The organism is Oceanisphaera avium (genome assembly GCF_002157875.1).
GTDB classification, from domain to species: Bacteria; Pseudomonadota; Gammaproteobacteria; order Enterobacterales; family Aeromonadaceae; genus Oceanimonas; species Oceanimonas avium.
This window is the reverse complement of sequence record NZ_CP021376.1, coordinates 2,782,877-2,801,419: the sequence shown is the minus strand read 5'-3', so window position 1 is coordinate 2,801,419 and position 18,543 is coordinate 2,782,877. Positions and strand designations below refer to the sequence as shown.

The 18,543-nt window shown below is 45.3% G+C and carries 17 protein-coding genes; 2 read left to right on the top strand and 15 right to left on the bottom strand.

From position 1 onward, the window contains the following. Positions 1-69: 69 nt before the first annotated feature. Positions 70-1,056, bottom strand: coding sequence for a tRNA dihydrouridine(20/20a) synthase DusA (gene dusA, locus CBP12_RS12940; protein ID WP_086965050.1), 987 nt, complete (start codon positions 1,054-1,056; stop codon positions 70-72). Between the two features lie 131 nt (positions 1,057-1,187). Between dusA and zur the strand changes: the two genes are divergently transcribed. Further along, a complete protein-coding gene (gene zur / locus CBP12_RS12935) occupies positions 1,188-1,622 on the top strand; it encodes a zinc uptake transcriptional repressor Zur (RefSeq protein ID WP_086965048.1) in 435 nt (144 codons plus the stop codon). A gap of 64 nt (positions 1,623-1,686) precedes the next feature. On the opposite strand, the gene alr is transcribed toward zur, so the two are convergent. Together alr and dnaB are read right to left on the bottom strand one after the other, a co-directional pair. Then, positions 1,687-2,775 carry an alanine racemase gene (gene alr, locus CBP12_RS12930; protein WP_086965046.1) on the bottom strand — a complete coding sequence of 363 codons (1,089 nt, stop codon included), beginning with the start codon at positions 2,773-2,775 and terminating at the stop codon, positions 1,687-1,689. A gap of 9 nt (positions 2,776-2,784) precedes the next feature. Further along, a complete protein-coding gene (dnaB, locus tag CBP12_RS12925) occupies positions 2,785-4,179 on the bottom strand; it encodes a replicative DNA helicase (protein WP_086965045.1) in 1,395 nt (464 codons plus the stop codon). Between the two features lie 228 nt (positions 4,180-4,407). Here dnaB and CBP12_RS12920 point away from each other — a divergent pair, with 228 nt between their 5' ends. Then, positions 4,408-5,259 carry a Tim44 domain-containing protein gene (locus tag CBP12_RS12920; RefSeq protein ID WP_086965043.1) on the top strand — a complete coding sequence of 284 codons (852 nt, stop codon included), beginning with the start codon at positions 4,408-4,410 and terminating at the stop codon, positions 5,257-5,259. Between the two features lie 80 nt (positions 5,260-5,339). Here the strand turns inward: CBP12_RS12920 and CBP12_RS12915 are convergent, their stop codons facing one another. The 12 genes from CBP12_RS12915 to CBP12_RS12860 all read right to left on the bottom strand — a co-directional run bounded on the left by CBP12_RS12915 (position 5,340) and on the right by CBP12_RS12860 (position 18,532). After that, the gene (locus tag CBP12_RS12915; RefSeq protein WP_198341819.1) at positions 5,340-5,705 is read right to left on the bottom strand and encodes a VanZ family protein; all 366 of its coding nucleotides are present in this window, start codon (positions 5,703-5,705) and stop codon (positions 5,340-5,342) included. Positions 5,706-5,791: 86 nt separating this feature from the next. Then, positions 5,792-7,174 carry an undecaprenyl-phosphate glucose phosphotransferase gene (locus CBP12_RS12910; protein ID WP_086965038.1) on the bottom strand — a complete coding sequence of 461 codons (1,383 nt, stop codon included), beginning with the start codon at positions 7,172-7,174 and terminating at the stop codon, positions 5,792-5,794. 16 nt (positions 7,175-7,190) lie between these two features. Then, complete coding sequence (locus CBP12_RS12905; RefSeq protein WP_086965036.1) at positions 7,191-8,555, bottom strand: phosphohexomutase domain-containing protein; 1,365 nt, start codon at positions 8,553-8,555, stop codon at positions 7,191-7,193. Positions 8,556-8,594: 39 nt separating this feature from the next. Continuing rightward, entirely contained in the window at positions 8,595-9,362 is a 768-nt protein-coding gene (locus CBP12_RS12900; RefSeq protein WP_086965034.1) for a glycosyltransferase family 25 protein, read from the bottom strand. A gap of 3 nt (positions 9,363-9,365) precedes the next feature. After that, on the bottom strand, positions 9,366-10,481 hold the full coding sequence (locus tag CBP12_RS12895; protein ID WP_086965032.1) for a glycosyltransferase family 4 protein: 1,116 nt from the start codon (positions 10,479-10,481) through the stop codon (positions 9,366-9,368). Continuing rightward, entirely contained in the window at positions 10,478-11,503 is a 1,026-nt protein-coding gene (locus CBP12_RS12890; protein ID WP_086965030.1) for an NAD-dependent epimerase/dehydratase family protein, read from the bottom strand. Before CBP12_RS12890 ends, CBP12_RS12895 begins: the two co-directional genes overlap by 4 nt. A 31-nt stretch (positions 11,504-11,534) precedes the next feature. After that, the gene (locus CBP12_RS12885; RefSeq protein WP_086965028.1) at positions 11,535-12,944 is read right to left on the bottom strand and encodes a mannose-1-phosphate guanylyltransferase/mannose-6-phosphate isomerase; all 1,410 of its coding nucleotides are present in this window, start codon (positions 12,942-12,944) and stop codon (positions 11,535-11,537) included. An 86-nt stretch (positions 12,945-13,030) separates the two neighbouring features. Then, positions 13,031-14,128, bottom strand: coding sequence for a glycosyltransferase (locus CBP12_RS12880; RefSeq protein WP_086965026.1), 1,098 nt, complete (start codon positions 14,126-14,128; stop codon positions 13,031-13,033). Beyond that, entirely contained in the window at positions 14,128-15,087 is a 960-nt protein-coding gene (locus CBP12_RS12875) for a glycosyltransferase family 4 protein (protein WP_232455084.1), read from the bottom strand. Before CBP12_RS12875 ends, CBP12_RS12880 begins: the two co-directional genes overlap by 1 nt. 108 nt (positions 15,088-15,195) lie before the next feature. Continuing rightward, positions 15,196-16,323, bottom strand: a complete 1,128-nt coding sequence (locus tag CBP12_RS12870; protein WP_086965022.1) for a glycosyltransferase family 4 protein — start codon at positions 16,321-16,323, stop codon at positions 15,196-15,198. A 20-nt stretch (positions 16,324-16,343) separates the two neighbouring features. After that, entirely contained in the window at positions 16,344-17,261 is a 918-nt protein-coding gene (locus tag CBP12_RS12865) for a glycosyltransferase family 2 protein (RefSeq protein ID WP_086965020.1), read from the bottom strand. Continuing rightward, entirely contained in the window at positions 17,258-18,532 is a 1,275-nt protein-coding gene (locus CBP12_RS12860) for an oligosaccharide flippase family protein (RefSeq protein WP_086965018.1), read from the bottom strand. Before CBP12_RS12860 ends, CBP12_RS12865 begins: the two co-directional genes overlap by 4 nt. Between the last annotated feature and the right edge of the window lie 11 nt (positions 18,533-18,543).

The following is an 18,543-nucleotide window of genomic DNA, read 5'->3' as shown; positions in this document are numbered from 1 at the left end:
CGTTATTTCCTATTTAATTGATAGATTTTAACTATCAGTCAAACTTTAGAATAAAGACCGCTGATGGTATTAGTCTATGTAACAAAACTCCGGTACTTTTGCCATCGCCGCCGCAACGACTTCGGGGCCTGCACCCACTTTATGAGCATTTTCACTTAAATGACGGCGCCAGCCCCTTGCCCCCGGTAAACCTTGAAAGATACCCAGAGTATGGCGGGTAATATTGCCCAGATAAGTCCCTTGGCTAAGCTGACTCTCTATATAAGGCAGCAAGCGGCGGATCACTTCATGGCGGCTTGGCACTTCATAGTTATCACCAAATAGCTCAGCGTCAACTTGTGCTAATAGATAAGGGTTTTGATAAATCTCTCGCCCAAGCATAACGCCATCTAAATGGCTTAAATGCAGCTTGGCGTCTGCTAGGCTTTTAATGCCGCCATTAATGGCAATGACCAAGTCTGGATAGTCGCGTTTAAGCTGGTAAACACGTTCATAATCAAGCGGTGGTACATCACGATTTTGCTTAGGGCTTAAGCCTTTCAGCCACGCCTTACGGGCATGAACGATTAAAGCATCCACACCCACCTCAACCAAACTATCTACTAGGGTGCATAAAAACTGATAGCTATCCTGCTCATCTATACCGATACGAGTTTTTACCGTCACCGGAATGGCCACGGCCGCCTTCATGGCCGCTACACTAGCAGCGACTCGCTGTGGCTCTGCCATCAGGCAGGCACCAAACATGCCATTTTGTACCCGATCCGAGGGGCAACCGACGTTTAAGTTAATTTCATTATAGCCTTGGCGCTCGGCGCGTAGCGCACACTCAGCCAAGGCTACGGGATCACTGCCACCGAGCTGTAACACGAGCGGCTGCTCTTGTTGATTAAAGCCCAGATAATCTCCTTTACCGTGCAAGATAGCCCCCGTGGTCACCATTTCCGTATAGAGCTGAGTATGGCGACTCATTAAGCGATGAAAGTAACGGCAATGGCGATCCGTCCAATCGAGCATCGGAGCAACTGAAAAGCGAGCACTGGGATAAGGAGTCATAAAATAGCATCTGTTTGTAAACTAAGGGCGCTATTATACCTAAGGCCACCCACTAGCCAATGCTTGTTTAGGTGACCCTAAAGGGGACTGTGCTAAGATGTGCGCTGCTATTACTGAGGATGTCATCAACTATGTCTATTCCCCACCAGCTGGAGCGTGCCGATTTATTATGTAAACAGCGCGGCGTGCGCTTTACTCCCACTCGGCGTAATGTGTTTATGCTAATAGCTGAGTATCAGGGCGCGGTTAGCGCCTATGACTTGCTGGATAGGCTAAAAGAGCGCGAGCCTAACGCCACGCCACCGACTGTGTATCGGGCGTTGGATTTTTTATTAAAGCAGGGTTTCGTACACAAAGTAGAGTCACTGAATGCGTTTTTATTCTGTGAGCATTTTGATGAGCACCATCCCATGCAACTCTTAATTTGTAATAGCTGCGGCTTAGTTATCGAGTTACATGATGAAGCTATTAATCGTGCCTTTGAGCAACAAGCCGAGGCTAATGGCTTTACTATCACTAATCAGTCTATTGAAGCCCATGGCCAATGCCATAGCTGTGCTGAGTAAGGGTAAAATACATCCGCTACTTGCGCTAAAACGAGGACTTTTTCTCAGCGCTTTGCCTAGCAAACTACTCTATATATTCCCAACGCGGGCGCGACGTTAAACGGGTAACTAGCTCATAAGCAATGGTATTAACATGGCGAGCTATCTCTTCTGCAGGCAAACCTTGGCCCCACAATAAAACTTCATCGCCAACTTGCTCATCCCCCTCTGGTCCTAAGTCTACGGTGGCCATGTCCATCGCCACTCGCCCTACCAGCGGATAGCGCCGCCCATTGATCAGCACCGGCGTACCACTGGGCGCCATACGTGGGTAACCATCGCCATAGCCAATCGCAATCACTCCAATTCGCGTATCTCTAGGACTCACCCAAGTGCCTGCGTAGCCCACCGGCTCCCCACGACTATGCTGGCGTATCGCAATGAGACTACTGACTAAATCCATGGCCGGGCGCAAACCTACGTCACTGCCTTGTTGCTCACTAAAAGGCGTAATGCCATAGAGCATGATGCCAGGGCGAATAAAGTCGCTATGGGCCTTAGGAAAGGCCAGTACTCCAGCTGAATTACATAACGCGCGGTCGTTCACTTTGCCATGAGTGGCTTGATTAAAACAAGTAATGGCCGCCTCGGTAATGGCACGCTGCTTTGGCTCATCGGCGCGGGCAAAATGGCTCATGGCATTAACCGGCTGTATGACTTGTTTAATCTTACTTAATCGACTCAGCGCTAAGTCGACTTGTTCTGGACTAATGCCTATTCGATGCATGCCGGTGTCAATTTTTAACCACACCGTAATAGGCGCGCTTAACGGCGTGGTTTCTAATAGCGCGAGCTGCTCAAATTGATGAATACAAACGTGAAATTGTTGATGGGCGCACGCTTGCAGCTGCTTAGCATTTAAAAAGCCCGACAATAATAAAATAGGCTGGCGTATACCAGCGGCACGCAACTTTTGCGCTTCTTCAAAGCGAGCGACGCCAAACATATCCGCTTCATCTTCTAAGGCAGCCGCCACCTTTAAGTCGCCATGGCCATAGGCATTGGCTTTCACTATCGCTATCACTTTAGCGTACGGGGCAAGCCGTTTAGCTTGCGCTAAATTATGTTTTATTGCAGCCAGACTGATGCGAGCAATTGCGCCGTGTGCATCCATCTTTGCTCCTTAGTAGTCATCATCAAACGCCGGGCCGGCATAATTATCAAAGCGCGAATATTGCCCTTGAAAGGTCAGGCGCACCCGTCCAATAGGACCATTTCGTTGCTTACCTATTATAATCTCGGCGATGCCTTTTTCTGTGCTGTCATCGTGATAAACCTCATCTCGATAGATAAACATAATTAAGTCGGCATCTTGCTCTATAGAGCCCGACTCACGCAAGTCAGAGTTAATAGGGCGTTTATCGGCGCGCTGCTCTAGGCTACGGTTTAGCTGTGAAAGTGCCACTACCGGCACTTCTAACTCTTTAGCCAAGGACTTAAGTGAACGAGATATTTCAGCAATTTCTAAAGTTCGATTTTCTGCCAAGCCCGGTACCGACATGAGTTGCAAATAGTCGATCATAATCATACTTAAGCCGCCATGCTCGCGGGCCACACGTCGCGCACGAGCGCGCACTTCGGTGGGGGTTAGGCCGGAGGCATCATCTATATAGAGCTGCCCTTTTTCTAATAGCATGCCCATAGTGGAAGATAATCTCGCCCAATCTTCATCATCTAGTTGGCCGGTACGAATTTTAGTTTGGTCGATGCGCCCAAGCGATGCCAGCATACGCATAATAATTTGCTCGGAGGGCATTTCTAACGAGAAGATAAGCACCGGTTTATCACTGGTAAGGGCGGCATGCTCACAGATATTCATCGCAAAAGTCGTTTTACCCATCGAAGGACGCGCCGCGACTATGATCAAGTCGGAGGATTGAAAACCGGCGGTCATTTTATCTAAGTCTTTATAGCCAGAAGAAATTCCCGTGATACCTTGGTGAGGATTATTATAAAGCTCTTCAATCTTACCCACGGTTTTTTCTAATAAGCTGCGCAGCGGCTGCGGCCCCTCGTTGGCATTAGTACGGCTTTCAGCAATTTTAAAGACTTTGCTTTCGGCTAAGTCAATTAATGCGCCCGCATCACGTCCTTGGGGATCAAAGCCTGACTCTGCAATATCATTGGCGACTGCAATCATTTCTCTGACTAAAGCGCGCTCGCGCACAATGTCGGCGTAGGCACCAATGTTTGCGGCACTGGGCGTATTTTTAGCAATCTCAACTAAGTAAGAAAAGCCGCCTACTGTGTCTAAAGACTCATGACGCTCTAGCTCTTCTTGCACCGTAATTAAGTCGATGGGGTTATTTAATTGACTTAAGCGCTGCATAGCTTGAAAAATTAAGCGGTGGGGCCGGCTATAAAAATCCGGCTCGGCCACTTTTTCCGCCACTCTATCCCACGCATTATTATCCAGTAATAAGCCACCCAGCACCGACTGCTCGGCTTCAAAAGAATGAGGTGGCATCTTTAACTGGGCGACCGCATGATCGATTTTAGTGACGGTTTTCTCGTTCATTAACTTCTCTCTGCTAATAAGCTATGACCAAAGCCTGAATGTTAGTCATGTGGGGGTATTGTACTGTGATAGCCGCGCAATAACATTGTTTTGCCATTCAAGGATATCTGCCCCTGCCAACGCATTCGATGTTATTATGTTGGGTTACTGGTTGGCTACTTAGCCATCGGTTGACATAACCCACCTCTGCTTTAGGATGTGCCTGTCTGTCATTCAAGGAAGTTAACAATGCGTAAGTTGCTTACATTATTTACTCTTATTTTTGCGATAGGCCTTACCGCTACCGCATTTGATGCCGAAGCTCGTAAAATGGGCAGCGGGCGCTCATTTGGAAAATCATTTAAAACCGCCCCTGCACAACCTGCGAAGAAAAGTGCCCCTAATCAAGCAGGACAAAATTCCACGCCTAAAAAATCTGGCGGCATGATGGGCGGCTTATTGGGCGGGCTGTTAGCGGGCGGCTTATTGGCAGCCTTATTTAGCTCAGGCGCTTTTGAAGGCGTTAAGATGATGGACTTTTTGCTCATCGCGGGCCTCGCTTTTGTCGCCTTTAAAATCTTTAGCACGCTTCGCAAAGGTAAAGCGCAAACTCAACGGCCGGCCTTTGGCGGCCCGCAGCAATTTGAAGCCGCTAAGCCCTTTTCACCTACGCCTATTGGTCAAGGTGGCAGTGGTGGATTTGCACCCAGCGACGTCCCTTTTAACTTGCCGCCAGGCTTTGATATGCAAGCCTTCTTACAAGGCTCTCGCGAACATTACCGCACCTTACAAGAGGCGTGGAATACTAACGATTTAGAAAAAATTCGTGAGTATGTTTCACCTGAAATGTTTGCGGACTTAAGCCAAGAGCGCGCGACCTTAACTGGAGACCAGCATACGGAAGTGATGTTTGTAGATGCGGAGCTGGTACGCGCCGATCACACTTCTTATCATGCCCAAGTGAGCTTGAAGTTTAGCGGTCGTTATCGCGACAGCCATGAAGCCATAGAGCAAGATATTCAAGAAGTGTGGCATTTAGAGCGCAACTTAACCCAAGACAATGCACCTTGGTTGATTGTGGGCATTGAAGACAACGCCTAAGCCAAGATACTCCTCTTAAGTAAATCAATAACAACGCCCAATCATAGGATTGGGCGTTTTTTATTTCTCGTATTGACTATTTATAAGCGATTTTTAATATGCTCTTGCAGAGCTAACCACACTAATAAGCCTAATATCACGCCTGTAGAGTTAGCTAAAATATCGAGCCAACTAAAGCTTCTATGGGGTTGTAAATAGTGCTGTAAATACTCAGAAGCCGGCGCCAGTGCCAAAACTACCAGCCAAATAAGACTATTCGCGCGCTTTAAAAATGCAAAGCGAGCCACTAAGCTAAAGCCAAAAAAAGCTAAGCAATGCAGCACCTTATCCGAATGTGAAAAAGGATTGGGCGGTGCTTGTGGCCGAAATAAGCCATAGCATAGGACACTTAGGCAGGTCACAAACAGCAACCACCTTAGTTTATAGATCACGGTAAATATTTGCACAACAGGTACCTGAATGAAAAAAGTCAGTGACCAACGAGAAGCTTACTCCCCGCCAGTCACTGACTCAGTTGACTTAGTCACGGTGTTTAATAGGCGTTTTTATTAATAAAGCCTTTAAACACGGTGGCAATAATAATTTTAAGGTCTAAAAAGACACTCCAATTATTAATATACCAGAGATCGTAACGGACTCGGGCTTCCATTTTATCTAGCGTATCCGTTTCACCCCGCAGCCCATTCACTTGCGCCCAACCGGTAATGCCGGGTTTCACCTTATGGCGCTTCATATAAAGCTCAACCAGCTCTTTATAATGTTCGTTGTGCGCTAAGGCATGAGGACGAGGCCCTACAATAGACATATTACCTTGCAATACGTTTAAGAATTGCGGCAATTCATCCAACGAAGTGCGACGCAAGAAACCACCAATAGGCGTTAAACGACTATCACCTTTAGTCGCTTGAGTGATTTGGTTAGACTTTTCTTGGTGTACTTTCATGGATCTGAATTTATACACATTGAAATTCTCACCATTGTCTCCGGTACGGGGCTGTTTAAAGAGCGCAGGACCAGGAGAGGTTAATTTCACCGCCGCCGCAATCACCAAGCACACAGGCGCAATTAAAATACTAATCAGCGTGCCTACCACTAAGTCTTCGGTACGCTTAGCCAGCCAAGCCATGCCTTTTATGGGTGACACACTTAAGTCAATACTGGTTCGCCCCACCACTTCACCCATGCTGTAATGCAATAATTGCATATCAGAAAAGCTGGGGATAAAGCGAACTTCTACTGTGGAATGGCGCAGTGCATACAAGATGGTACGAATAGACTTACCCATATCCAGTGACATACACAGCCACACTTCATCGATATTGGCTTCTTCAACGCGTCTGGCGAGAGTCGCTAAGTCTTTTTCACTAGGGGCACCCGGGATCCGCTCCACGCCACCTAGAATATAACCGGCTTCGGGCATATTGCGCATTCTGCGCCCCATTGCTACTACCTTGTCACCGGGGCCCACTAAGAACACTTTCTTAGTGGATAAGCCACTTAGCCAGGCATGTCGAATCGCTAGCTGCACCACGATGCGCCCTGCTCCCGCGATAAAAAGCGATAGCAAAATACTCAGGAAGACCCAAAGTGGTGAATAGCGCTCAGTGACTTCTAGCGCAAAAATCACCACTAAACAAATCACAGCGCTGCCCAACCAAATGCCCGTTAAGCGCAATAACAGTCGGTTTATACGCTGTATCCGCCAGCGCTGATAGCCAGCGCCGGCGGCATTTAGCACCACCAGCAGCAAAGCCATAATGCCCACAGATAATACTTGGTGCTCGGCAAGGGTTCCATTCCCAAAGACCAACAAGTGAGCCATTAAGCTCCCCAGCACCAGCGTGACCATATCAAAGATAGGCACCAGTATTTGGGTGGGGTGGCGGTCGATAACGCCTTTAATCGGACGAGCCATTATTTACTACTCCACTTTATGCTCGTAAACACGCTAATATCTCAGCGGTTTTGTCGTCCACTAACGCTACGTCACCGCGACTTTCTACGTTTAATCTCACCACAGGCTCAGTGTTTGAGCTGCGAAGGTTAAAGCGCCACTCTCCCATATCCAAGCTAATACCGTCTGTGTTATCCACATTGAGCGCTTGGGCTTGATAGCGCGCTAATACTCGCTCGATGGCCTTCGCGGGCTCGGCGATGGTGCTATTAATTTCACCTGAAGAGGGGAACGCAGCCATGCGCTCAGCCATTAGCTGCGACAACGACTTACCCGTGGTGCTAATCAGCTCAGCGACCAATAACCAAGGGATCATGCCACTGTCACAATAAAAGAAATCACGGAAGTAGTGGTGAGCACTCATTTCTCCGCCATAAATGGCGTCTTCACCGCGCATGCGCTCTTTAATAAAGGCATGGCCGGTTTTTGATTGAATGGGTAAGCCTCCATTGCTCTCTACGATATCCGTGGTATTCCACACTAAGCGAGGATCGTGAATGATCTTAGCGCCGGGCTCTTTGCGCAAAAACGCTTCAGCTAATAAACCAACAATGTAATAGCCTTCGATAAATTCGCCCTGCTCATCAAATAAGAAGCAGCGATCAAAGTCACCGTCCCAAGCAATACCCATATCGGCGTTATGCTCTAATACGGCATCGCGAGTAGCGGCACGGTTTTCTGGCAGCAAAGGATTAGGGATACCATTGGGGAAAGTGCCATCCGCTTGGTGATGAACCCGAATAAACTCAAACTTAACACCTAGTGCATCAAGCTCCTTGGCAATAGCATCTAGAGCCGGACCTGCGGTGCCATTGCCTGAGTTCACGACTAACTTAAGTGGCTTTAGATTATTGGTATCCACATAAGAAACGATATGCTTAGCATACTCTTGCTTAAGATCGATCTGCTTCAGGCTGCCTTGTACGCTAGACTCTGGCCAGTCTTGGCTAATGGCTAATTGCTCTATTTCACCTAAGCCAGTATCACCAGAAATTGGCTTACTGTCTTCGCGGACTAATTTCATGCCGTTATAATCAATAGGATTATGCGAAGCCGTCACTTCTATACCCCCGTCTAGCTTTAAGTGCGAGGTGGCAAAGTAGACTTCTTCGGTTCCTGCTAGTCCTAAATCTAATACATCAGCGCCTGCATCCATCAAGCCTTTGGCAACGGCAGATTTTAAAGACTCTGACGTTAAGCGTACATCGCCACCTACCACTACATTTTTAGGTTTAATGATTTCGCCATAGGCGCGACCAATGCGATAAGCAATATCTTCGTTTAATTCATCGCCCAAACGACCACGAATATCGTACGCTTTAAAACAGCTTAATTTACTCATAATACTGATGACTCTTAAATAATTAAAATAAGTTTAATGTTACCGTCTTGATAACTGGAATTGATTAACCTTTTTATTTACCAGTCGCACCATGTTGCGCATGGCCAACTTGTAACTAGGAATATAAATTAACCCTTTTCTTTCTTGTTCAATATAGCTATTGGCATGCTCATCAAGAATGGGATGGTCAAATAAATTTATGTAATAAAAATCTAGGGCTGTGCCTTTAGAGAACTGTCCCCAAGCGTCCGCCACAAATAAGCAAGACTCTTGTTTTCTGGCGATAATAGCAGCGGCTTCATGACCCAGTACGTAGCAACAGGTGCGCCCTAAATAAGGATAAGCAAGCGGCTCTATTTTTTTAACGCCAGTGACGCTACCAAAAGTAGGATTGGGATCTTTATTAATAAATTTAAGTAATTTTTCTTCAGGCAAGCCATTCATCCCACCCAAAATAACCACTTGGTGAGGCGCTATATTTTGGGCTATTTCTTTAGCTTGTTCAAGGGCAATATCATTGCCCATGATATCATCTTCAAAAACAATCGCAGCCGCTTGGTCAGCAATAATAGATTGATATATATTAAAATGACTTAAAGCACAACCCACTTCGGCAGGACTTAATATACGCTGCGTTTGATTATAATTTTTACATACATAATTATAATATTCTGCTGCTAATAAGGTCCCCCCCATAACGGCGGGAGTGACGGTAAAATTATTTTTATTTAGCGGAAATTGCTGATAAAGCTGATCAAGTCTTGGGTTATCTGCTGACTCGGACACGACATAAATTTTAGGAATCATATACTACCCTGTTTCATATTTACTATTATGGTTTTGTATATTTTTTAAGGTAATTTTCCAGTCGCGAATAAATTTTTCGGGTGTAAAGCGCTCAATAGCTTGCTGTAATTTAAGCAGCCGAGATGCACGCTCTTCTTCACTCATATTAATAAGCTGAGTCATCGCTTGCGCTATGCTGTGATGACTTTCAGCATCAACTAATAATGCGCCATCGCCTGCAACTTCATAAAGAACGCTGTCTTGGGTAACGATAGGAATGAGCTTTTTGCTAATCGCCTCTGCGACTGGAATACCAAAGCCTTCTAATAAGCTGGCTAATACAAAACCGGACGCATTATCATATAACCAGTTCAGCTCATCATCATCCACATAATCGAGTAACACGACACCAGGAGTCACAGCCGCTACTTCTGCTACCGCTTCAAAGCCAGGTTCTGGGCCGCCACAAATAACATAGCTCACGCCTTGCTCGGCGAGTTTACTTTGCGCAAAGGCATGAATACAGGCTAATTGGTTTTTACGCGTCCCCACGCTGCCTACGGTTAACAAGTAAGGACCCGACACACCTGCCACCGCTTTTGTCGAGCCGCTAGGATCTACGTCTTGGCGAATAGCGGGGTAAACCACATGTTGATTACTGGCTGCTGCTTGAGGACGCGCTTTTAGATAAGCGTCTCTCGAAGCGCGGCTGACAAAAACCATGTGGCAATTAACTTCTGCCAAGATGTCATAAATATGCTCGTAAATTTCGCATATCGTGGGATCAAATAAGTTAGGATGCGTTAACGGCCCCACATCATGACATAACACCACATCATTACGATCTAACTCGGTGCTCAGGATCGTAAAAGGATCCAGGTGCAATACCGGCGCTTGAGATTGGCGTTTCGGTAATAAGCGAAACGGCCCTCCTAATGCATGATCCCGGGTGTGTAAATGTTGTAAACGACCAATTACTTTAGCGCTTAAGCCGGTGGCCGGCTTAGGCAAGCTAAACCACCAGTAATACACTTTATTAAAAAATTCCGGTGCGCCGTCCATTAAGTCACGGCCAATAAAATATTTGCCGGTTCTATTATGCAGCGCCAGTGAAAAGTCGACATCAAATTTAGTGGTCATTTTACCCACTCCTCAGGACACACTGTTTTCCAGTCTTGCAAAGCCGTGGCTAAGGTATATTGATAGGGATATCCGTTTTCAACTAAATAAGTCGGCAAAATATTATTAGAACGCACTAACTTTTTAATTCTTACCGGACTAAAAGGGTGTTTAATGCCTAAGGGCTTAGCGATCACTTCAATGCCATAAGAAGCCGCCAACATAAGAGGATAAGGCACCGCGAGTACCTTGCGCTCTATTTGTGCCACTTCACAAATGGTATCCACATACTCTTTAATAGAAGGGCCTGGGTTCATCGACATATTAAATAGCGTGAAGTTTTTATTTTCTGCTTTTTGTCGAGCTAACACCCACAGCAAGGCGGAGCATAACTCTTTTACATAGGTGCCGGCTTTACGCGTGCCCTGATTACCCATATAGAAGAAATAACGCTTAATCACCGCCTTAATTAAGCGAGAAACGTTACCGCCCTCGCCGGGGCCAAATACCACCCCTGGGCGTACAATCACCAAATGACGCTGTTGTGGGTTAGCCGCTAACCATACTTGGTGAATTTTTTCAGCGGCAAGCTTAGAGCCACCGTAGGCCGTCGCCGGCACCGGAATAGTGCGTTCATCTTTTTGCTTTTCACTTGGGCCGTAAGGCGAGATTGAACTCGTAAAGAGCAAATCATTACAGCCTACTTGTTCAGTCCAAGCACACACGTGCTCGGCGCCAAGTAAGTTAGTTTCATAATATTCATAATCTTCGTGCCCTGGCTCACGGTGAATGGCGGCGAAATTCGCCACCAACGTCACGGTCTCTTCAGGCTGCCAAGTAATGACTTGTCGTACATCACCGGGCACTTCAATAATACGAGGATCATCTAACACCAAACGGGTGCGGTAATTAAAGCCTTTAGCAGATACCTGTTCGATATCATACAAATAGACTTTATCTACTTCATTTTGAGCAAGCAGGCTTTGTGCGAGCGTAACGCCGATAAAGCCTGAGCCGCCAAATATTACAGCGCAATTCATCATTCATTCTCAGTATTAGTTGAGCACTTAAAACTTAAGCGCGACCGTATTTGTCTTCAAATCTAACGATATCGTCTTCGCCCAAGTAAGAACCGGACTGCACTTCAATCAGCTCTAGGGGCAACACACCCGGGTTTTCTAAGGCGTGAACTTCACCGAGCGGAATATAGACAGATTGGTTTTCACCCACTAACTGAGCCGTATCGCCAATGGTGACCTTGGCGGTACCACTTACCACAATCCAGTGCTCAGAACGGTGGTGGTGCATTTGTACTGATAACTTAGCACCAGGTTTAACTGTGATACGCTTTACTTGGTAACGGTAGCCATTATCAACGCCATCGTATTTACCCCAAGGACGATATACTTCTCTATGATTGATATGTTCACTACGGTCAGCGTCTTTTAACTGCTCAACAATTTTCTTCACTTCTTGTACTTGATCGCGATGAGCCACTAATACCGCATCTTTAGTTTCCACAACGATTAAGTCTTCTACGCCCACCAATGCCACTAAGCGACTTTCGGCAACCGCATAGTTATTACGGCTATCGTGATTAAGCACGTCACCTTTAAGCATATTGCCGCTATCGTCTTTCTCACTCACATCCCAAAGCGCCGACCAAGAGCCAATGTCACTCCAGCCCGCATCTAAGGGCACCATCACGGCGTGGTCAGTTTTTTCCATTACCGCATAGTCGATGGAGTCGTCAGGACAGTTGGCAAATGCCTCGCCATCAATACGTACGAAGTTCATATCTTGGCTGCCATTAGCAAAGGCTTGCTTACAGGCTTCAAAAATATCGGGGCGGTGGCGAGCTAACTCTTCTAAATAGCAGCTGGCTTTAAACATAAACATGCCGCTGTTCCAGAAGTAATTACCTTGCTCAAGATAGCTTTTCGCCGTGTCCAGATCAGGTTTTTCCACGAACTGGCGAACGGTAAAGCCGCCACCATCAAGGGCATCGCCACGTTCTACATAACCGTAACCGGTTTCTGGTTGGGTCGGTACTATACCAAAAGTGACTAATTTGCCGGCCTCAGCTAAGGGCAAGGCTTTAGCGATGCTGTCATGAAAAGCTTCGGTATCTTGAATAAGGTGATCCGCTGCCAAAATTAATAAGGTGGGGTCTTCACCCTTATTCACCGCCTGTAGGGCAGCAAGAGCAATAGCGGGTGCCGTGTTACGACCCACTGGCTCCAATAAAATCGTTGAGTCGTCCATTCCTAGCTGTCGAAGTTGCTCGGCGGCTAAGAAACGATGCTCTTCATTACAAATTAGTTGCAAGGGTTGGGCATCTAAATCAGCCAAACGGGCGATGGTCGCCTGCAACATAGATAACTTATCATCAGCCAGAGATAGAAATTGTTTAGGATGCAGCTGACGAGACAAGGGCCATAAACGTGAGCCAGTACCGCCGGCCATAATAATAGGAGTTAACATAAGTTCCTCTGACGTAAATATTTAGAAATTAATTAAAAGGGAAAAATTTCAAAAATGCGATAGGCACACTATCGCATTTATTTTGCTTATAAATTTATTTTACTTTCAACAAACGCCTGTATCTGTCGTTTAAAGACCTTTTTATCAAAAGTTGCGGCATGTGCTTGTAATACCAGCGGGTCAAAAATCAGGGTTTGCTTCTCTATTTTCTCAATAGCGCCAATTAAAGACTCCAGGGTTTGTTCTTCAAATAACACCCCTGTCTTACCATCAATGACAGTTTCCAAGGCACCGCCTTTAGCAAAAGCGACCACAGGTGCACCGGCAGCCATCGCTTCTACAGGCACAATGCCAAAGTCTTCTTGACCTGGAAAAATTAAACCACGACAGCGCTGTAAGTGGTCTTTAATAACCGGAAAGGGTTGGCGCCCCATTAACGTAATGTTGGGACCGGCCATGGTGGTGAGTTTTTTAGTTAATTCACCCTCACCAATCACAACCAGCGGTAAGTTTAATTTATTAAATGCCTCCACCGCTAAATCGGCGCGCTTATAACTCACGAGCTGGCCTAAACAGAGATAAAAATCACCTCGTTCGACATTAGGACTAAATTCATCGGTGGAAACCGGAGGATAAATAACCTCAGCTTCACGGCGGTAAAATTTGCGGATCCTATTTGCCACAAATTTAGAGTTGGCGATAAAATAATCCACTCGGTCGGCCGATAACCGATCCCACACTCTTAACCAATGAGCAATAAAGGGGAATAAGGTGCGGATCATGCGCCCCGCGCCTGATAAGTACTCATGATACATATCCCATACATAGCGCATAGGAGAATGACAATAACAAATATGTATTGCATCAGGGCGAGTAACCACCCCTTTTGCCGGACCTGACTCACTGCTTAGAATGAGATCATATTCAGTGAGATTTAATTGCTCAGAAGCCAGCGGCATAAAGGGTAAGTATTTTTGATAATGCTTTTTAGCACCCGGCAGGCGTGAAATAAAACTTTTATGGATCTTACCGGTAAAGTTACTTGGCAGCGCCTTTCTTACCACCTCTTCATCACAGACATGAATAAATAAGTCGGCATCAGGATATAACTCAAATAGGGCGGTGCAAACTGCTTCACCCCCTCTATTGCTTAACCACCAGTAATGTACAATTGCAACTTTCATTATATCTCCTGAATGAGTGCATTCAGCTTAGCGGCTGAAGCCTCCCAACTGTATTTATTAATATTTTGATAACCTTTTTCGATAAAGTCGCTACGTAAATCTTTATCGGAGATCATCATTTGTATTTTATTCGCAATATCTTCAATATTATCCGGTGCACAATACAGTGCAGAATCACCACAGACTTCGGGTAAACTGGCCACATTGGAGACCACCACTGGACAACCACAGGCTTGGGCCTCTAAGGGTGGTATGCCAAAGCCCTCATAAAAAGAAGGATAAACAAAGGCACTCGCGCCCGCATATAAGTTAGTGAGCTCTTCATCACTGACGCGACCTAGCAGTTTAATTCTTGGGTCTTTATCAATGGCATTAATCAGCTCAGGATCTGCAAAGTTTTTATTAATACTGCCGATAATATAAAGCTGATGACTCGTTTGATTAAGTAAGTTAAACGCCTCAATCAGGCCATGGAAGTTCTTCTGCTTATTAATAGAAGAAACTGCCATAATATATTTCTCTTCAGTATCGGAGCTTACTGGTGAGAGGGTATTTTCATTAAATACATCAGATACCGCATTATAAATCACACTCACTTTATCTTTAGCAACTTGATAGACGTCGCATATCTCTTGCTTAGAGAACTCACTGACCGTGATGACCTTTTTCGAACTTCTTAATATAAAAGGAATAGCCAGCTGATAGGAGTATCTAAATGAGCGTGAAAAACTTTCTGGATAACGTACAAAGGCAATATCGTGCAGAGTCGACACTTTATTTTTATAAAATAAAGGCGCCGTATTAGCCAAGTTAACCAGCAACGGGGAGTTAACTGATTTTAAATAGCGAGGAAGATCGAGCTGCTCCCATAAGTGGCCGCTGCGCTTACCTATTACTTTGACATTCAGTTCTTTAGCTAACTCAGGGTGAATAATATTATTGGGTGCTAAAAAAACCACGTTTGGCACCAGCTTATTTAACGCTTTACTTATTTCTATTGAGTAGCGCTGTACACCTGTAATAGGCTGAGTTAAGAATCTTGCATTTACATATATCACTTAACGCCCCTACTCTCTGTCAAAGGTTGTGGTCACCAGACCGGTCGTTAATATTTGCGCTGAATCATGCCAATTTGCAGGTCGAGTTTGAATAGGCAAATTTGCCTCAGGCGTATCTAATACCGCCAATATTGCCTGCTGAAGAGCGTCGACCTCGGCCTTAATAATGGTCGCCTCACCTGCACTTGCTTCAATAAGCTCAGCAACATCAGAGATAATAACGGGCGTCTTCACCGCTCTGGCTTCCACTACCGGCATACCAAAACCTTCATACTTAGAGGGCATGATCAAAATATCTGCCATGGCATAAATACTTGGTATCAACTCATCTGCGACATAGCCTGGCAACACAATGCCAAATTGTTTATTGGCTTCGATTTTTTCGGCCAGTTCGTTATTTTGCCAACCTCGGGCACCCACTAATACCAACTGATGCTGGGCAATAGCACCTTGGTGCTTTAATTGCACAAACGCATCAATGAGCACACTCATATTTTTACGCGGCTCTAACGTAGAGACTGCCAGCAGATACGGAGCGCTAATCCCCAGCGGCGCTAACGCAGCCGTAGCGCTGGCTTGGCTTGCTTCATCCAAGGGGTGAAAATTCGCACTGACACCAGGATGAATAACAAGATCAGCGCCGCGCCCTACCCATTCTTGTAAACGGTTAGAGGTGCCTTGAGAGTTAGTGAAGACTTTAGTGGCATTCTTTACGTCTTTATCAAACCATAATTTATGAGATAAGCGAGTAGCTAACTGCATCGTTTCTGGCACCAGTTTATGATTAAGGTCATGCACCGTAATCACTACTTCTTTAGCCGCACTCAGACCCGGATGTATGGTGCGCCCCGCCCAAAATACATCCAAGTTATCTTTTTTGGCTAAGGCCAAGCCAAAGGTTTTCATCCATAAAAAAGACGGTAACTTGCGCGCTAAGCCGTTACTTTCATTGCGTAAATGCCAACGACTTGCAGGAATCGCTACCTCTTCAGCACTCAGACGGGTATAAATAAAAAATTCCGTATTGGGCAAGAGGGTATCTAACTCACAACACAAATTATATATATATTGCCCTACTCCAGATAAGGGTTTACGTAGCGCATCCCCATCTATTCCTATTTTATTTAAACCTGGCACAATTTACTTCCATTAAATTATTAAATATTAAGCACATTAGTGGGCGACAACTTATTGAGAATAAGATGACCAAAGGCCTTAAGATTACCGCGTAATCGTCCTGGGTAGTCCTTTATTTTATTCAAGGTAAGAGACTTATATATGTTAGCCGCGATATTTTTAAACATCATTCGTCTGGCAAAATGCCAAGGCATAGTGCCCTTTTTGGCCAAATAAATAGGATTAGCTATTTGTGAGTAACCAAACTTAACACCGCTCGTTCTGCCAGAGCTGGTCCCTAAGTGCACCCCTTTACATCCAGGAATAACATATAAATGGCCCGCTTCTTTAGAGCGATTAGCAAAGTCGTAATCTTCTTGCCAGCCATATAAAGGCAAGTTTTCATCAAAGCGTACATGGCTAGCAGACGTACCACGGATCACCATATTGCAGCCATATAAGCCATTAAGCTCTTGTGGCTTATCAACATGAGACCAGTGCGGCTCACAAGCGCGGCTACCATTGAGATAAAGCTGGGCTTCTAGCTCTGAGATACCAAATTCAGTGCCCACGCCATCCGCCAATACATGACCGGTAACGCCCATTACCGAACTATCTGCCCTTAAAAATTCGCCAGCCTTAGCTAACCAATCGGTAGCGGGCCTAAAGTCGTCATCAAAGAAAGTGACAAACCACTGGCTAGCATCCAGCTCTAAGGTACGTTGCTGGATGACATCCAGTCCCACATTTCGTTGGTGGCATGAGCCGGCGGTGGTCACCACCAACTCGCCTTGCTGACTTAATATCAGAGGGTGCTCATTTAGCCCGGCAATATCGCTTTCTTCACTACCAATAACAACAACATAACTAGGAAGTAAGCTTTGTTGTTGTAAGTAATCTAACAACACAAATGTTTCTTTTGCTCTTCCTTTTGTCGCCACTACTACAAATGCTTTCATTTATGTAACCCATTAGTAAATTTAAAAACTTGTGCTAAAAATCCGAGCTTCCAACATGAATAAAGAAGACATGTGCATATTAAGGCTTCGCCAATTAATCGTGAAGAAACCATGCCCATAGCCCCAAATTGATAACTTAGGGGGATAGACACGACTAAACTGATTAAGGCACACACTAGGACCACTTTAGCGAGTATTTTTTCTTGATGCTGAGGGAATAAAACATAGCTACTTAAAATAAGACTGAGCGCTTTTAAAGGAAAAAGTAAGGCTAGCCATTTTAAAATATAAATACTTTCCTCAAAGCCTTCACCAAATATTAAAGTAACCGCAAAGTCACCAATCACTAAACTACAAATTAAGCCCATAAAGCCAATACCAAGCATATAAACCATGACTTTTCTAATAAGCTCATAGGCCAAGGCCTTATCTTCTAAAAATAAGGCGGTAATGCGAGGTAAAAATATTTGTCCGGCAGGCCCCATTAAACTTAAGCCCACCGACACTAGGCGTTCAGCGGCACCAAAATTACCCACATCAGAAGAGCTTGCCAGAATACTTAATATGTAAGTAGAAGATGAAACGAGTAAGGCAGAGCTCCCCGTATATAAAAACACCACACTGGAGGTTTTTATTAATTTAACGCCATGTTTAGCGCTGTACTTTGCACCTCGTATTTCTGCTCTAATCCAAAAATGGGCGAAGGCAAGAGAAATGATGGAGGACATCAGCAAAGAAAGTAAGACAATATCTGAATCATCAGAGTCTCTTACTAAACTTAAGATCAACACTAGGCTAACGATAAAGCCAATCACTTCTAATTTAACCGCATTACGCGCTCGGCCACTGCCTGTGTAATACCAACCTAGGTTAAAGGCAGATAAGGCGCCTAACATCACGGCTGCACCGGATGCGATAGGATTAGCGAGTAATAATGGCGAGGAAAATACGGCGATTACCCCGCCAATGATGGCTAAAATACTCAGCATCACCCTAGCGACGAAATGCTCACCAAATAAATCCGCGTATTGCGAATTTTTAAGCACCGCTATAGAGCGCATGCCCACCGTAGAAAAGCCCCAGTCAACAAACCGCCATACAATCGCCATTAACGACATAGCAGCCAGTACTACGGCATAGCCTTCTACACCTAACACTCGCCCATAAAAAGGGATTAAGAGTAATAAATATAAATACCGTAAGGTATAGGCTGCATAGACGAAGACTAAATCGCCACGTGATTTTTTATCAATTGAAGCTGAGGCTGCCATGTTATTCCAAT

Excerpts from the sequence above, each read along its gene's own strand:
- CBP12_RS12920 (WP_086965043.1), top strand. The coding sequence starts at position 4,408 with ATGCGTAAGTTGCTTACATTATTTACTCTTATTTTTGCGATAGGCCTT.
- dusA (WP_086965050.1), bottom strand. The coding sequence starts at position 1,056 with ATGACTCCTTATCCCAGTGCTCGCTTTTCAGTTGCTCCGATGCTCGAT.
- dnaB (WP_086965045.1), bottom strand. The coding sequence starts at position 4,179 with ATGAACGAGAAAACCGTCACTAAAATCGATCATGCGGTCGCCCAGTTA.
- CBP12_RS12865 (WP_086965020.1), bottom strand. The coding sequence starts at position 17,261 with ATGAAAGCATTTGTAGTAGTGGCGACAAAAGGAAGAGCAAAAGAAACA.
- CBP12_RS12860 (WP_086965018.1), bottom strand. The coding sequence starts at position 18,532 with ATGGCAGCCTCAGCTTCAATTGATAAAAAATCACGTGGCGATTTAGTC.
- CBP12_RS12895 (WP_086965032.1), bottom strand. The coding sequence starts at position 10,481 with ATGACCACTAAATTTGATGTCGACTTTTCACTGGCGCTGCATAATAGA.
- CBP12_RS12890 (WP_086965030.1), bottom strand. The coding sequence starts at position 11,503 with ATGATGAATTGCGCTGTAATATTTGGCGGCTCAGGCTTTATCGGCGTT.
- alr (WP_086965046.1), bottom strand. The coding sequence starts at position 2,775 with ATGGATGCACACGGCGCAATTGCTCGCATCAGTCTGGCTGCAATAAAA.
- zur (WP_086965048.1), top strand. The coding sequence starts at position 1,188 with ATGTCTATTCCCCACCAGCTGGAGCGTGCCGATTTATTATGTAAACAG.
- CBP12_RS12880 (WP_086965026.1), bottom strand. The coding sequence starts at position 14,128 with ATGAAAGTTGCAATTGTACATTACTGGTGGTTAAGCAATAGAGGGGGT.
- CBP12_RS12910 (WP_086965038.1), bottom strand. The coding sequence starts at position 7,174 with ATGGCTCGTCCGATTAAAGGCGTTATCGACCGCCACCCCACCCAAATA.
- CBP12_RS12905 (WP_086965036.1), bottom strand. The coding sequence starts at position 8,555 with ATGAGTAAATTAAGCTGTTTTAAAGCGTACGATATTCGTGGTCGTTTG.
- CBP12_RS12900 (WP_086965034.1), bottom strand. The coding sequence starts at position 9,362 with ATGATTCCTAAAATTTATGTCGTGTCCGAGTCAGCAGATAACCCAAGA.
- CBP12_RS12885 (WP_086965028.1), bottom strand. The coding sequence starts at position 12,944 with ATGTTAACTCCTATTATTATGGCCGGCGGTACTGGCTCACGTTTATGG.